The organism is Novosphingobium sp. THN1 (genome assembly GCF_003454795.1).
GTDB lineage: Bacteria > Pseudomonadota > Alphaproteobacteria > Sphingomonadales > Sphingomonadaceae > Novosphingobium.
The window spans coordinates 2,155,637-2,170,294 of record NZ_CP028347.1; the positions used below are offsets into that span (position 1 = coordinate 2,155,637).

The 14,658-nt window shown below is 64.8% G+C and carries 10 protein-coding genes, 1 tRNA gene and 1 pseudogene; 8 read left to right on the forward strand and 4 right to left on the reverse strand.

Annotation, left to right across the window (positions count from 1 at the left end):
• The first annotated feature begins 605 nt into the window (after positions 1 to 605).
• From C7W88_RS10770 to C7W88_RS22660, 4 genes are all read left to right on the forward strand, one after another.
• A complete protein-coding gene (locus tag C7W88_RS10770) occupies positions 606 to 3,005 on the forward strand; it encodes a TonB-dependent receptor (protein WP_118073526.1) in 2,400 nt (799 codons plus the stop codon).
• Positions 3,006 to 3,015: 10 nt separating this feature from the next.
• Positions 3,016 to 4,362 (forward strand): MFS transporter, encoded by a 1,347-nt coding sequence (locus C7W88_RS10775; protein WP_118073527.1) that lies wholly within the window; start codon positions 3,016 to 3,018, stop codon positions 4,360 to 4,362.
• A 36-nt stretch (positions 4,363 to 4,398) separates the two neighbouring features.
• Complete coding sequence (locus C7W88_RS10780) at positions 4,399 to 5,352, forward strand: TauD/TfdA family dioxygenase (RefSeq protein ID WP_118073528.1); 954 nt, start codon at positions 4,399 to 4,401, stop codon at positions 5,350 to 5,352.
• 276 nt (positions 5,353 to 5,628) lie between these two features.
• A complete protein-coding gene (locus C7W88_RS22660) occupies positions 5,629 to 5,787 on the forward strand; it encodes a hypothetical protein (protein ID WP_162896000.1) in 159 nt (52 codons plus the stop codon).
• Positions 5,788 to 5,849: 62 nt separating this feature from the next.
• Here the strand turns inward: C7W88_RS22660 and C7W88_RS10790 are convergent.
• Positions 5,850 to 5,940: transfer RNA gene (locus C7W88_RS10790), tRNA-Ser, on the reverse strand.
• A 77-nt stretch (positions 5,941 to 6,017) separates the two neighbouring features.
• Here C7W88_RS10790 and C7W88_RS10795 point away from each other — a divergent pair.
• Positions 6,018 to 7,013, forward strand: a complete 996-nt coding sequence (locus tag C7W88_RS10795) for a peptidylprolyl isomerase (protein WP_118073530.1) — start codon at positions 6,018 to 6,020, stop codon at positions 7,011 to 7,013.
• On the forward strand, positions 7,010 to 7,330 hold the full coding sequence (locus tag C7W88_RS10800; RefSeq protein WP_118073531.1) for a DUF1905 domain-containing protein: 321 nt from the start codon (positions 7,010 to 7,012) through the stop codon (positions 7,328 to 7,330). Before C7W88_RS10795 ends, C7W88_RS10800 begins: the two co-directional genes overlap by 4 nt.
• Here C7W88_RS10800 and C7W88_RS10805 read toward each other — a convergent pair.
• Together C7W88_RS10805 and C7W88_RS10810 are read right to left on the reverse strand one after the other, a co-directional pair.
• On the reverse strand, positions 7,327 to 7,776 hold the full coding sequence (locus C7W88_RS10805; protein WP_118073532.1) for a tRNA (cytidine(34)-2'-O)-methyltransferase: 450 nt from the start codon (positions 7,774 to 7,776) through the stop codon (positions 7,327 to 7,329). The genes C7W88_RS10800 and C7W88_RS10805 overlap by 4 nt on opposite strands.
• 804 nt (positions 7,777 to 8,580) lie before the next feature.
• Positions 8,581 to 9,045 (reverse strand): Lrp/AsnC family transcriptional regulator, encoded by a 465-nt coding sequence (locus tag C7W88_RS10810; RefSeq protein ID WP_118073533.1) that lies wholly within the window; start codon positions 9,043 to 9,045, stop codon positions 8,581 to 8,583.
• A 90-nt stretch (positions 9,046 to 9,135) separates the two neighbouring features.
• Between C7W88_RS10810 and putA the strand changes: the two are divergent.
• A pseudogene (gene putA, locus C7W88_RS10815) lies at positions 9,136 to 12,728 on the forward strand (trifunctional transcriptional regulator/proline dehydrogenase/L-glutamate gamma-semialdehyde dehydrogenase).
• Between the two features lie 181 nt (positions 12,729 to 12,909).
• On the opposite strand, the gene C7W88_RS22665 reads toward putA, so the two are convergent.
• A complete protein-coding gene (locus tag C7W88_RS22665) occupies positions 12,910 to 13,197 on the reverse strand; it encodes a hypothetical protein (RefSeq protein ID WP_162896001.1) in 288 nt (95 codons plus the stop codon).
• Positions 13,198 to 13,600: 403 nt separating this feature from the next.
• Between C7W88_RS22665 and C7W88_RS10820 the strand changes: the two genes are divergently transcribed.
• Positions 13,601 to 14,647: a nuclear transport factor 2 family protein gene (locus tag C7W88_RS10820; protein WP_118073534.1), complete on the forward strand. Its 1,047-nt coding sequence runs from the start codon at positions 13,601 to 13,603 to the stop codon at positions 14,645 to 14,647.
• Positions 14,648 to 14,658: the final 11 nt, after the last annotated feature.

Sequence of the window (14,658 nt, forward strand, 5' to 3'; positions counted from 1 at the left end):
CATAAATAGACAATTGATCTTGTCTGTCGGGTAGTTTTCCTTTTGCGTTGAAATGTCCCCCACGCTGTTGACCAGAGCGACTCAACTGGATAAGTAGAGATTAACCCGCAGGGCTTTCGACGATCAGGTCGGCCTGCACTACAAGGGTCCTGATCCGCGGCATTTGATGGGAAGCAGCTTGCTCCGCGTAAACAACCGCTAAAGCGCGCGATGCTGGGGCGACGGCGCCAGGCATCGTGTTCCCCTCCAACGAAGAGGTGATACGATGCACAAGCTGATGATGCGCGCCTAGGGCGCGCAAACCACCGGACACGATGACGGACCTGACGCCCTGATCGGGCGCAGTGCGCTTTCGTCCGGCCTTCCAACATAACGCCAGTTCGGCGCGGCCTGCTTGGGCCGTCGCCCGGAGGAATGCGTCATGCGACCGCTAACCAGCTCCGACCTTGCGGAACTGGCCCGGTATCCCGCGTCCCTGCAACAGTCGATCGTTGCCCTTTGCGGCGTCGCCTCCGGCGACACTGCACGCGAAGCCGTGCCCGTTCCCGCCACCTTCAATCGCCGCACCGAAGCAGCGGCACGATTTGGTTCAGGGAAGTAATAGAATGAACAGAGTTTTTCGTTTCAAGCAGCGCCAGTTGATCCTCGCTGGCGTGGCGCTTGGTTCCCTTATCGGCACGGCTCCGGCTTTCGCCGCCGAGCAGCCCGCCGATGTCGAGGCGCCAGCAGCGGCGGCCGAGGAGGCCGGTGAAGCCATCGTCGTCACCGCATCACGCCGTCGCGACGAGGATGTCCAGGACGTGCCCGTAGCAATCAGCGTCATCACCAGCGATGCGCTGGAAAAGCGGGGCGACTTCACGCTTGGCCAGATCCAGCAGCAGGTGCCGAGCCTGCAGGTGTTCAGCTTCAATCCGCGCAATACGAACATCAACATTCGCGGGCTCGGCTCGAACGTCGCGCTGACCAATGACGGGTTGGAGAACGGCGTCGGTTTCTACATCGACAACGTCTACTACGGCCGCGTCGGCCTTTCGCAGTTCGATCTGGTTGACCTGCAGAGCATTGAGGTGCTGCGCGGGCCGCAGGGCACGCTGTTCGGCAAGAACACGACATCCGGCGTCATCAACATCACTTCGCGCAAGCCGAGCTTCGAACCTGAGTTTTCGGGCGAGGCGAGCATCGGCAACTACGGCTTCCGCCAGATCCGCGCCTCGGCTTCGGCGGGCATCGCGCCCGATCTGCTGGCGGTGCGCGTCTCCGGCGCGATCAGCGGCAATGATGGCTTCCTGTTCAACAAGACCACCAGAACCCGCGCCCAGAACTACCGCAACGAAAGCATTCGCGGCCAGTTGCTGTTCACGCCCGACCCGGACTTCGAAGTGCGGATCATCGGCGACTACGCCAAACAGGAGCAGGACCACGTTCTCTCGGTCTTTGCAGACCTGCACACGACATATGCCAATGGCGCGACCATCCCCAACAACTTCGCCCTGCGCGCCGCCCGCTTCCCCGGCTACACGCTGCCCGCCTTCAAGCCGTTCGACCGCGTCGGCGAGGCCGACAGCCACTACCAGTCGAACATGGAAGGCTATGGCGTTTCGGGCGAGGTCAACTGGGACTTGGGCGGCGCCGCGCTGACTTCGATTACCGCTTACCGCTGGTGGGACTGGAATCCGGCCAACGATGGCGACAGCACCTCTCTGCCGATTACCACCAAGGCCCAGCAGGCCAATCGCCAGCGCCAGTTCAGCCAGGAGCTGCGCCTTGCTTCGAAGGGCAATCGCACCGTCGATTACGTGATCGGTGCCTACTACTTCTGGCAAACGGTCAAAGGCTATGGTGCGACCCGCTATGGCTCGGCAGCGGCCCTATGGAACCTGCCCGCCGCCAACCAGACCATTGCCAATGCCGCGCTCAACGGCTTCGAGGCCAATTCCACATCGACACCCGAGACCCGCACCTTCGCGCTGTTCGGGCAGACCGACTGGCACTTGTCCGATGCCTTGACGCTGACCACCGGCCTGCGCTGGACATACGAGAAGAAGGAAGGCGCGTTTAGCCAGTTCTGGGTCGATGGAGCCGACCTTTCGGGCTTCACTCCGGCGCAGGTCACGGCGATCAACGCGATCCGCACGCAGTTCAATCCGGTTACCAGCTTTGCCACGAAGTTCAGCGACAACAGCCTCTCTGGCCTCGTCACGCTCAACTGGAAGGTTGCAGCCGATGCCAGCATCTACGGCAGCTATTCGCGGGGGAACAAGTCGGGCGGCCTGAACCTCACCGCGCTGCCTGCAGGTATCCAGCCTGAAGTTGCGCCGGAAAAGGTCGATGCCTTCGAGCTGGGCTTCAAGTCGCAGTTCCTGGACCGTCGTGCCACGTTCAACGCCGCCGCCTTCTGGACCGAGATCCGCGACTACCAGACCGCGATCACCGAGCAGGTGCCCAACACCGTCAACGTCCGGCAATACATCGCCAACATCCCCAAAGTGCGGTCGCGGGGCGTCGAGGGTGATCTGGCCTTCCAGGCCAACGACAACCTCTCGTTCACGGCATCGGCCAGCTACACCGACGCCAAGTACGTCGAATATGCCAACGCGCCACAGGCGGTGGAGAACCTCAACCTCGGTGGCATTCAGGACCTTTCGGGCAAGCCGCTTTCGGGCGTGCCGAAGTTCGCATGGTCGATCGGAGCCGATGGCAACGCGCCGCTGGGCGAACTCGGCGGGCGTGAACTCAGCTTATACGCCCATGCCGACTATGCCCACCGGTCGAGCTTCAACACCTCCGCCACCAACTCTGTCTGGGCGCAGGTGCCGGGCTTCGGCATCGCCAATGCGCGCGTCGGGCTGAAGACCGACGACGGCCTGTGGGACCTCTCGGTCTGGGCGCGCAACCTGTTCGACAAGGACTACTTCCTCAACCTCTCCGCCGCCAACACCGGTGTGGTTACTGCCCAGGTGGGCGAGCCGCGCACTTACGGTGTGACGTTGCGGACGCGACTGTGAGGCCAGCCGCATGACAACACAGTCCCCTGCCAACTACCACCGCCTTGCTGCGATCTACGTGCCGGTCACCGCGGCTGCCCAGCCAGTTGCAGCCTGGCTGCCGGCCATCCTGGCGCGTGACTACGGCGTGCCGCTGACGCTTGTCGGGACGCTTTACCTCGCCGGCCAACTTCTCAACTGCGCGCTCGATCCCGTGGTTGGTGCGCTGAGCGACCGCACGCAGAGCCGCTTCGGCAGGCGGCGACCATGGGTAGCGGGCGGGGGATCGTTGTTCGTCGTCGGCAGCGCGATGCTGTTCTTTCCGCCAGCCAATCTCGGTCTCGGTTGGTTGGTTGCTGCCCTGGCCGCCTACTACATCGGCCTTGCGTTCCTCTCGACGCCGCTGCTGGCGTGGAGCGGGGAGATTGCCACGGGCTATAACGACCGGACCCGCGCGGCCTCGACCTTCACGCTGTGGCAGTCGATCGCGCTGGTAGGCGCGCTGGCATTGGCCGCACTGGCGCAGCATCTGCGGCCCGGTGATGGTCAGTTGCAACTGACGCTGTTCGGCTCGCTCGTGCTGGCTGCGGCCATCCCCGCGCTGTGGCTGACGCTCTCGAACCGCGATGACAGTGCGCCGCCGGTGCTGGCAGCGCCCCTGTCACCACTTTCCGCAGCGCGCGCGGTGTTCGGCAACCCGCTGCTGCTGCGCGTCCTCGCCTCAGACGCCGCCGTGCGCGCAGGGCAAGGCATCCGGACGACGCTGCTGCTGTTCTATGTGACATTCTACCTTGGCAGGCCTGAATGGGGTGCGGGGCTGTTCCTGTTCCAATACGCCTTCGGGATGCTCGCCGCGCCGATCTGGCAACGCATCGGTGTGGCCTTGGGCAAGCGCCGGGCCGCCATCCTCGCCGAGGTGCTGCAGGCGCTGATCAATCTCGCTTTGGTGCTGACCACGCCTGATCGGTTCTGGCTGGTCCTCGCGCTCGCCTTTGCCCAGGGACTGACGCAGGGATCGGGCAACATCATGCTACGTTCGATGGTCGCCGACGTAGCCGACAAGCAGCGGGCCGAAACCGGTGAGGAACGCGCAGGGCTTTACTACTCGGTGTTTGCCCTCGCCGACAAGATAGGCGGAGCGCTCGCCGCTGGGATCGCCCTGCCGCTGATCGCCTGGTTCGGCTTCGACCCGAAGGCCGTCACCAACGCCCCTCAGGCACTCAACGGACTGCTGCTCGTCTTCTCGATTGGCCCCGCGCTCGCCCACGCCGTTTCCGCTGCCGTCATCTCGGGCTTCGCGCTCGATGCCGAACAGCACAACGCCATTCGCCATCGCCTGGACACCGCAGCCGACCCCGCGCTCCAGCCGGCCGAATAACACCCCCAAGCCCAACCTCACGCAGGAGTAACCGACATGAATGCCATCACCACTTATGCCGACGCCAAGGACCCGAACTCCCCGCTCGAGATCGTGCCGATCACCGGGACGATCGGGGCGGAAATCCGGGGCGTGACGCTCTCGGGCGATCTTGATGCCTCGACCGTGCAGGCGATCAAGGATGCAGTTGTGCGCCACAAGGTCGTGTTCTTCCGCGGCCAGAAGGAACTGGATGACGCGCGCCACGAAGGCTTCGCCTCGCTGTTCGGAGATCCGGTCGCACACCCAACCGTGCCCGTTGCCGAAGGTTCGCGCTACCTGCTCGAACTCGACAGCAAGGAAGGCTATGCCGCCTCAAGCTGGCACACCGACGTGACCTTCGTCGATGCCTATCCCAAGGGCTCGATCCTGCGCGCGATCACCATCCCGGAAGCGGGCGGCGATACCGTCTGGGCCAATGGCGAAACGGCCTATGAAAGCCTGCCGGAAGCGCTGCGCCAACTGGTGAACAACCTGTGGGCCGTTCACACCAACCTATATGACTACGCGGCGGTGCTCTCGAACGCGCCGAAGAATGACGAGGCAGAGGCTGCCCGCTCGGCTTTCAACCGCAAGGTGTTTGCCTCGACCGTCTATGAAACCGAGCACCCGGTGGTTCGCGTCCACCCCGTGTCAGGCCAGCGCAGCCTGCTGCTGGGCCATTTCGTCAAGCAGTTCGTCGGTTTGAACCAGGCCGATTCACAGCGCCTGTTCCAGATCCTGCAGGATCACATCACGCGCCCGGAAAATGTCGTTCGCTGGCGCTGGCAGCCGGGCGACGTGGCCTTCTGGGACAACCAGTCGACCCAGCACCGCGCCGTCGCAGACTTCGGCCTGCAGCGCCGCACCCTGCGCCGCGCGACCATAGCTGGTGAAGTGCCGGTCGGCATCGACGGCCGTAACAGCCGCACCGTGCGCAAGGAGAAAGCCACCGAGTACCAGCCAGCCTGAGGGGTGGCAGCGGGGTGGCAGCCCTCACTGCTGCCCCGCATCACGCAAACACTTGACCGCTTCCGCCTAGACCTGACGTTCATCTGCCCCAACTTCAACGACGACATCTGGTCGCTTCCCGCCGCTTTTCCGTACAGAGCAGACGCAAGGGTCCGGGCAGGCATCATGCCTTCAAGCAACAAGTCAGTCCATTCGCGTGCAAGCTCTCGCCTGCGCGGCAGGAACTCGGCCCGGTTGCAGGCGCTCTCGACCTTGTTCTCGGGAGCGTGGGCCAGCATGAGGTCGATAACCTGCCAGTCGCCTTCGATTCCCGCCAGCTTCGAGCGCTCGTTCATGATCGACGAGAAGGCCGGCTGGACCCGCTACCCCCACACTTACCTCCAAATGGGCGGTGCAATGGTGGCACGCGGTGGCACACCTCGCACGTCTCAATGAGACAGAACGCCCGGTTTCATTGGGGTTTTTGGCATGGGATGGCACGTCTTGGCAAGGTGAAGTGGCGGAGCGGGAGGGATTCGAACCCTCGATACGCTTTTGACGTATACTCACTTTCCAGGCGAGCGCCTTCGACCACTCGGCCACCGCTCCGCATCTTGCTCTGGAAGGCGCCCCCTAGCCGCACAAGATCGCTTTCGCAAGGCGTGGCTTCCTGCAATGATGAAGTTATGTCGCTTCTTCTTGCACTGGCCGCCGCTGCGGCTTCGCCCGCCGCTCCCAAGCCTGCCGTCGCGCTGTCTCCGGGGGAGGTCGTGGCGGCTTCCCCGGCGGCGGATTGGCAGGCGATTTCGCCCGATGACCTGCTGGTGATGGACCTTGCACCCGATGCCAAGGGCAAGCCCCGGCGCGTGGTGATCCAGCTGATGCCCGAGCCGTTCTCGCAAGGCTGGGTGGGCAATGTCCGTATGCTCGCAGCAGCGCATTGGTGGGATGGGCTGACGGTCTATCGCGTGCAGGACAACTGGGTGTCGCAGTGGGGTGATGCCGATGGGGAGGACAAGGCGAAGGCCAAGCCGCTGCCTGCGGACATCGAGCAGGTGCCGCAGGAGCGCTATGTCGTGAGGCCCGAAGGGCCTGAGCGCAGCACGACTCATGAAGAGCTCGATAGCTGGCTGGCGACAATCGAAGGCACGCATGCGGCGTGGCATGCGCTGGCGCGCAAGGGGGCGAAGGTGAAGGATTCCGATCCTTACGCCGACGAGACCTTTTTCTATCGCGGCTGGCCGGTGGCGGCATCGCAGGCGGGGCCGAGTGCGTGGCCGGTGCACTGCTATGGCAGCATCGGCGTGGCGCGCGACATGCCGCCCGACACCGGCACCGGGGCCGAGCTTTACGCCGTGATCGGTCATGCGCCGCGCCAGCTCGATCGCAACCTTGCCGTGGTCGGGCGGGTGATCGAGGGGATGCAGTTCCTGTCCTCGCTGCCGCGCGGCCCTGCGCCGATGGGCGTCTATGCCGATCCGGCCGAGCGGACGCCGATCCTGTCGGTCCATCCGGCGAGCGAGGTGGTGGATATGCCGGTTTACGAGTTCCTTTCAACCGAAAGCAATTCATTCCGCAGTTATGCCGAGGCGAGCGCCAACCATCGCGAGGCGTTCTATGTCCAGCCGGCTGGCGGGGTGGACATCTGCAATCTCAAGGTGCCGGTGCGGCGTCGCAAATGACCGGTGAAGAGCATGCTCTGACTGTCACCCTGTGGCGCTGGGCAGGGGGTGCCAATGGCGGCGACTGGTTCTTTGCCAGTATCGATGGTGCAGTGGGCGAGGCGCTTTCGGCGACCGCGCTTATGCAGCGGCTGGAGAGCGGACGGCGTTCGGGCTGGGGTTCGGTCAAGGTCGTGGCGCGGGTCGGCGAGACCGAGTGGCGGACTTCGGCGTTCCCTTCGAAGGCGCAAGGGTGGATGGTGCCGATCAAGGCGGCGGTGCGCAAGGCGGAGGGGCTGGCCGAGGGCGAGCCTTTCGCGCTTTCACTGAGCTTTTAAGGAAGGCCCCCGGTCTGGCGCAGGGCCTCAGCGAGCGCGATCGAGGCGGAGGTGGCGAGGTTCATCGAGCGGACCTCTGGCCGCATCGGGATGCGCACGCGGGCATCGGCAATGTCGGAGATTTCAGCGGGCACGCCGGCGCTTTCCTTGCCGAACAGCAGGATGTCGCTGGGCGCGAAAGTGAAGTCGTAGATCGAGGCGCTGCTCTTGGTGGTGAAGAGGACGAGGCGGCCGGGGCCGGTCGCCTCGCGGAAGGCGGTGAAGCCGGGGTGGCGGACGACGCGCACGTGATCGATGTAGTCCATCGCGGCGCGGCGCACGCGCTTGTCGTCCCATTGGAAGCCGAGCGGCTCGATCAGGTGAATTTCGGCGCCAAGACAGGCGCCGGTCCGCATGACGGCGCCGACGTTTCCGGCGATTTCGGGTTCGAACAAGGCGATGCGCATCGGCGCTGATTGGCGGCAGGGTGGGGTCTTGGCAAGGGGGTGACAGGCTCAGGATGAGCGGGGATTTGCGATATGGCCGATCATCCGCTGGCGAATGCGGACGGTAACGCCGGGGGGAAGCACAGATCGCGCGACCGGTGCGGTGCCGTTGCGGCACGCAGCGGGGAGGGCGCGGGACCGGTTGCGAGTGGCCGGGGGGCGGTTCCGAACCCCTTGTCGGCTCAGCCTGAGGGCGGACATGTTTGACGGGACGAAGCGTCAGCAGCGGCTCGCGTACTGCCTTGGCTTCTGGCAAGCGGCTGCGTGAAAAGAACCCGTCGTTTGCGCCGACACAGTCGCACAATCATGGCGGGTTCCGGATCCGCAGCGTCGCTCAGGGTTCGGCGCCGTGCTATCAGCCCTGGGGTGTCCTGTCTGTCCTTGGGTAACGACGAAGGATTGCCCGGTGGGTCTTGGGCTTTACGCCCCTCGTTGAACCCGCGCGCACCTGCCGCACCGATCGCGCCGGAAGCCTTTGCCACAGCATCGGCGTCCGAAGGGAGAGGAGCGGGTTGGCCTCGTGCTCTCTCCTGACCTGTGGGCGGGGCGTATAACCTATATGGTTTGTTTTGTCAAGGTCCTTCAACGCCACCCTTCACCGTCATCGTGGGCTTGGCCCGGGATCCCGCTTCTTGGTTACGAGGGAGCGCAAGAAGAAAAGCGGGCCCCCGGGTCAAGCCCGGGGCGACGAAAGGGTTTGGGCACCAAGTAAAGTGCCGCCGCAATTCGGTTCTAAATTAACAGGATATCGGTTCCACTCCCACTTTACTCCTTCACCGTCTCCATCGCCACGAAGGTCGATGTGCTTGCCACGTGGGGCAGGCTGGAGATCTTTTCACCCAGCACCGTGCGATAGCGGCGGATGTCGGGGGTGCGGACTTTCAGGAGGTAGTCGAAGCTGCTGGCGATCATGTGGCATTCCTCGATCTCGGGGATGCGCAGGACGCCGGCGTTGAATTCGGCGAGGGCCTTGTCGCGGGTGTCGGACAGTTTCACTTCGGCGAATGCGATGTGGTCCATGCCGAGGCGCGCGTAATCGACCTGGGCGGCAAAGCCGCGGATTACGCCGCCTTCGACCAGCCGCTTGAGGCGGACCTGGCAGGGGGTCTTGGACAGGCCGACCTTTTCGGCAAGCGCGGTGACGGGAATGCGGCCGTCGGCCTGCAGGACCTTGAGGATCTTGCGATCGTAATCGTCCAGATCGACCGAAGTAAGGCCGGGTTTGTGCATTTTCGTTCTCGATTGACCAGAATAAAAGGTAATCAGGCTCGGATATGAACCTTGTTCGGTCAGATTGCCGCCAAGGCTCGTGGTATGTCAATGCGCATGATCACGCCATTCGCCTCGTTCGCCCCGCCTGTCCGTCCTGTCACGCCGCTGCGCCGCGCGATCACCGCTGCCGCGCGGATCGACGAGGCCGAGGCGCTGGCGCCCTTGCTGCGCGCGGCGACGCTGCCCGGCGACATGCGCGCGGACATTCGCGCGACGGCGAGCGAGCTGGTGACGGCTTTGCGCAGCGAGCATCGCGGGACGGGCGTGGAAGGGCTGGTGCAGGAATATTCGCTCTCCAGCGAGGAGGGCGTGGCGCTGATGTGCCTCGCTGAGGCGCTGCTGCGCATTCCCGATACGGCGACACGCGATGCGTTGATCCGTGACAAGATTGCCGATGGCGACTGGAGCGCGCATCTCGGCGGAGGGCGCTCGCTGTTCGTCAACGCGGCATCGTGGGGGCTTGCGGTGACCGGCAAGCTGGTCAGCAGCGTAGACGATCGGGGCCTTGGCGCGGCGCTGACGCGGCTGGTAGCGCGGGCCGGGGAGCCGGTGATCCGGCGCGGCGTGGACCTTGCCATGCGCATGATGGGCGAGCAGTTCGTGACTGGCGAGACCATCGAGCAGGCGGTTGGCCGTGCGCGCGAACTGGAGGCCAAGGGCTTCCGCTACAGCTACGACATGCTGGGCGAGGCGGCGACGACGGCGGCGGACGCGGCGCGCTATTATGCCGATTACGAGAAGGCGATCCATGTGATCGGCGCGGCTTCGGCAGGGCGCGGGATCGTGGAAGGTCCGGGGATCTCGATCAAGCTTTCGGCGCTGCATCCGCGCTATTCGCGGGCGCAGGCGAGCCGCGTGATGGACGAGCTGCTGCCGCGGGTGAAGGCGCTGGCCAAGCTGTGCATGGGTTATGACATCGGGCTGAACATCGATGCCGAGGAGGCCGACCGGCTGGAGCTTTCGCTCGACCTGCTGGAGAGCCTCGCGACCGATCCCGAGCTGGCGGGCTGGCAGGGGCTGGGCTTCGTGATCCAGGCCTATGGCAAGCGTTGCCCGATGGTGATCGACTGGATCATCGACCTCGCGCGGCGATCTGCGCGGCGAATGATGGTGCGGCTGGTCAAGGGCGCGTACTGGGACGCCGAGATAAAGCGCGCGCAAGTGGAGGGGCTGCAAGACTTTCCGGTCTATACCCGCAAGGTCCATACCGACGTTGCCTATATAGCCTGCGCGCGCAAGCTGCTGGCGGCGCCCGATGCGGTGTTCCCGCAGTTTGCCACGCATAATGCGCAGACGCTGGCGACGATCTACCACCTTGCCGGGCCGGATTATCGGCCTGAGGACTACGAGTTCCAGTGCCTGCACGGCATGGGCGAGCCGCTTTACCGGCAGGTGGTTGGCGCTGACAAGCTCGACCGGCCGTGCCGCATCTATGCACCGGTGGGGACGCATGAGACGCTGCTGGCCTACCTTGTGCGACGATTGCTGGAGAACGGGGCGAACAGCAGTTTCGTGAACCGGATTGGCGATCCGGCGGTGCCGGTGGCGGATCTGGTGGCCGATCCGGTGGAGGTGGTGCGGGCGATGCCGCAGCCGGGGGCGCGGCATGACGGGATTGCGCTGCCGTGCGATCTCTATGCCGACCGACGCAATTCGGCGGGGCTGGATCTGGCGTCTGAGGCGGTGCTGGAAGGGCTGACGGTTCAGTTGCAGGCCAGTGCTGCGGTGGATTGGCGTGCGGGTGTGGGCGAGGGGCGGGTGGTGCTCAACCCGGCGGATCACCGCGACGTGGTGGGGCATGTGGCCGAGGCTTCGGCTGACCAGGCGGTGGCCGCCGTGGCGCGGGCGGCGGCTTCGCGATGGGCGGATGAGCCGGTGGCAAGCCGGGCGGCAAGGCTGGAGCGGGCGGCGAACGCGATGCAGGCGCGGATGCCGGTGCTGCTTGGCCTGATCATGCGCGAGGCGGGCAAGTCCCTGCCCAATGCCATTGCCGAAGTGCGCGAGGCGATTGATTTCCTGCGCTATTATGCGGCGCAGGCAAGGGCGACGTTCGGGGCGGCGCAAGTGCCGCTCGGGCCGGTGGTGTGCATCAGTCCGTGGAACTTCCCGCTGGCGATCTTCACCGGACAAGTCGCGGCGGCGCTGGTGGCGGGTAACGCGGTGCTGGCCAAGCCTGCCGAGGAGACGCCGCTGATCGCCGCCGAGGCGGTGCGCCTGCTGCACGAGGCGGGGGTGCCGGAGGATGCGCTGCAACTGGTCTGCGGCGATGGCGCGATCGGCGCGGCGCTGGTGGGTGCGGAACAGACGGCGGGCGTGATGTTCACCGGATCGACCGAGGTGGCGCGGCTGATCCAGCGGCAGCTGGCAGGGCGCTTGTCGGCCGAGGGCAAGCCGATCCCGCTGATCGCCGAGACCGGCGGGCAGAACGCGATGGTGGTCGACAGTTCGGCGCTGGCCGAGCAGGTGTTGGCCGATGTGATCGCCTCGGCCTTCGACAGTGCGGGGCAGCGCTGTTCGGCGCTGCGGGTGCTGTGCCTGCAGGAGGAAGTGGCCGACCGGACGCTGGCGATGTTGAAGGGCGCGCTGCAGGAGTTGCGGATCGGGCGGACCGACGCGCTGAACGTCGATGTCGGGCCGGTGATAACGGCGGAGGCGCAGGCCAATATCGAGCGGCATGTGGCGGCGATGCGGGCGCGGGGGCACAAGGTGAGCCAGGTGGCGCTGCCGGAGGATTGCGCGCATGGGACGTTCGTGGCGCCGACGGTGATCGAGATCGGCTCCATGGCGGACCTTGGGCGCGAGGTGTTCGGGCCGGTGCTGCACGTGCTGCGCTTCCGGCGCGAGGGGCTCAACCGGCTGATCGACGAGATCAACGCCAGTGGCTACGGCCTGACTTTCGGGTTGCACACGCGTCTGGACGAGACGGTGGCGAACGTCACCGCGCGCATCCGTGTCGGTAACATCTACATCAACCGCAACGTGATCGGCGCGATTGTCGGCGTGCAGCCGTTCGGCGGGCGCGGGCTATCGGGGACGGGACCGAAGGCGGGTGGGCCGCTCTATCTCGGGCGGCTGGTCAGTCGCGCGCCGGTGTTTGCCGGGCGCGGGGGGCGCGTGCCGGGCGCAGCGCAGGACCTTGCCGACTGGCTCGACGCGCAGGGCGAGGCTGAGCTTGCGCGCAAGGCGCGGCGCTATGCCGATGCCTCCGCGCTGGGGCAGAGCTGGAGCTGGCGGGGCCAGTGGGCGAGCGCAATCTCTATGCGCTGCATCCACGCGGGAGTGTGCTGCTGGTGCCGGAGACGCGCGGCGGGCTGATCGAGCAGATGGCGGCGGTGCTCGCCACCGGCAATCGCGGCATGGTGCAGGGGATGGCCCTGCCGGATGGGTTGCCGGAGAGCGTGGCGCGGCGTTTTGCTGCCGGGGGCGAGGGTTATTCGGTCGCGCTGGTCGAAGGCGGGACGGAGCGGGTGCGGGCGGTGCTGGCCGAGGTGGCGGCGCTGGACGGACCGATCGTCACCGTCCACGCGGCCGATCCGGGCGCGCCGCTGGCGTGGAATTGCGACTGGTTGCTGGAGGAGGTCTCGACCTCGATCAACACGACCGCGGCGGGGGGGAATGCGAGCTTGATGATGATCGGGTGAGGGGGCGCTGCGCACCGTTGTTGTCCGGGCTCGATCCGAAATCCCGCTTTCTCTTTCGAGTGCAAGAAAGGCGGGGTCCCGGATCAAGTCCGGGACGACGGGTGTTGGATTGTAGGGGGGGTGGTATGGGTAGCGAAATTACCTAAAGGGCAGATAGTAGACCAAGTCGAAGCTCAAAATCCTATTTGTCTTGATATTCTCGGTTCAGGTGTGGACGACTTTCTCGTTGATAAAACCGCTCTCGTTGCCGCACAAACGCAACAATAAATGCGGTGTAATAGAAAAGGCACAGGCAAACACTTGCCGCAGCCAAAACCCAAAAAATGACACCATTGGTTACTTCGTTCCATACGAATGTCAGCACGGTCGCGGTAAAAATTAAAGGTCCTAGCTGAAAAATACGCGAACTGAATTTCGACAGATCACCGCGTCTGTCCAGCCAGTTGCTTAATGCTTGAAAAAGTGCCACGAATTCCCCCTATTTAGCTCGGTCCTTGTATTACAAGCAGCGTTTAAAGGGAACGACGGAATATGCGTCGTGACCTAAAGTTGGCTTTTGGACAAGATTGCCCGATAGCTGCCGTTGATCCTCCCTGTTTTCACCGCAGGTGCAAAGGGGGGGGGCGCCGCCGTAGGCGAGGGTGTAGGGGGTGGATAGTTGCCCCTCCTTCAGTCGCTTTGCGACTGCCACCTCCGCATTTGTCCTTTGGAAGAATAGGGAGGCTCGGTTTCGGTTCGCCCCATCCTGCCAAAAGCGCCAGTAGGCATGGCCCGTTCCCCTCTGCGATGAAACCGGCAAGGCTGCCTGATTTTCTGGCGGCTTAAAGCAAGGTCCTGATTTCAAAGGGCTGGGAGAGTGGAGTGCCGGGACGGTGTTGACTGCCGATGATCTGATCGCGCGCCATGGCATTCTCAATGCGCTGGCCAATCACAGCCGGGGCGTGGATCGGGCGGATGCGAACCTGCTGGGTTCGGCCTATCATGCCGATGCGACGGTGGATTACGGGTTCTATGCCGGGCCTGCCGCGACGCTGGTGGAGATTCTGGCGGGCGCGCAGAAGGGCTCCCTGCCGACGCTGCATCGCACGTCCAACTGCTGGATCAGGGTCGAGGGCGAGCGGGCGACTTCGGAGTCCTATGTGATCGCCTATGTCGAGGAAGCGGAGCTGCAGCGGTTCGTGCTGGGGCGCTATCTTGACCGGCTTGAGTGTCGCGATGGGGAATGGCGGCTGTGCCATCGGACCTATGTGCTCGACGGCAATGTGAACCGCCCGAACAGCGCCGTGCGCGCCGATCCGCCGACAGGCTTTGAACATTTCGTCCCCGCAGGCGGCAAAGGCGCCGCCGATCCGGGCCGGGGGCTGCTCGCCTTCCACGCCGCAAGTGCAAGGAATACAACGATGACCACGTCACCGAACAAGGAAGCCGCGCTGGATGCGGCGCTCGCCCGCGCCGAGATCCACGATCTGTGCATGGCCTATGCGCGCGGGGTGGACCGGGCCGATGCCGAATTGCTCGCCTCGATCTTCACCGAGGATTCCACGGTGATTTCGGGCGTGGTCAACGGATCGGGCAAGGACTTTGCCCGCGAGATCACCGCGTTCGTTTCCGGCAATCTGGAGATGTGCTTCCATTCGGTGGCCAACGAATGGGTCGAGGTGCGCGGCGATGAAGCGGTGGGCGAGCATTACGTGATCGCGCAATCGGTGCAGGCCGGGACCGAGGTGCTGACCGGCGGGCGCTATATCGACCGCTATGTGCGCCGCGACGGTCGCTGGCTGATCCAGAGCCGCACCTTCGTGGCCGACTGGAGCCATTCGCACGAGTCCACGATGCAGCGCGACGGCTTCTACGAGGCGCTGACCAACCGGGGCTGCTTCGGTCGGCAGGACCCGGTCTATGCCCACTGGGCGGGTTGAGGAAGGACGCA

Coding starts and splice junctions, on each gene's coding strand:
- C7W88_RS10810 (WP_118073533.1), bottom strand. CDS start 9,045: ATGCACAAACCCGGCCTTACTTCGGTCGATCTGGACGATTACGATCGC.
- C7W88_RS10775 (WP_118073527.1), top strand. CDS start 3,016: ATGACAACACAGTCCCCTGCCAACTACCACCGCCTTGCTGCGATCTAC.
- C7W88_RS10770 (WP_118073526.1), top strand. CDS start 606: ATGAACAGAGTTTTTCGTTTCAAGCAGCGCCAGTTGATCCTCGCTGGC.
- C7W88_RS10800 (WP_118073531.1), top strand. CDS start 7,010: ATGACCGGTGAAGAGCATGCTCTGACTGTCACCCTGTGGCGCTGGGCA.
- C7W88_RS22660 (WP_162896000.1), top strand. CDS start 5,629: ATGAGGTCGATAACCTGCCAGTCGCCTTCGATTCCCGCCAGCTTCGAG.
- C7W88_RS10780 (WP_118073528.1), top strand. CDS start 4,399: ATGAATGCCATCACCACTTATGCCGACGCCAAGGACCCGAACTCCCCG.
- C7W88_RS10795 (WP_118073530.1), top strand. CDS start 6,018: ATGTCGCTTCTTCTTGCACTGGCCGCCGCTGCGGCTTCGCCCGCCGCT.
- C7W88_RS10805 (WP_118073532.1), bottom strand. CDS start 7,776: ATGCGCATCGCCTTGTTCGAACCCGAAATCGCCGGAAACGTCGGCGCC.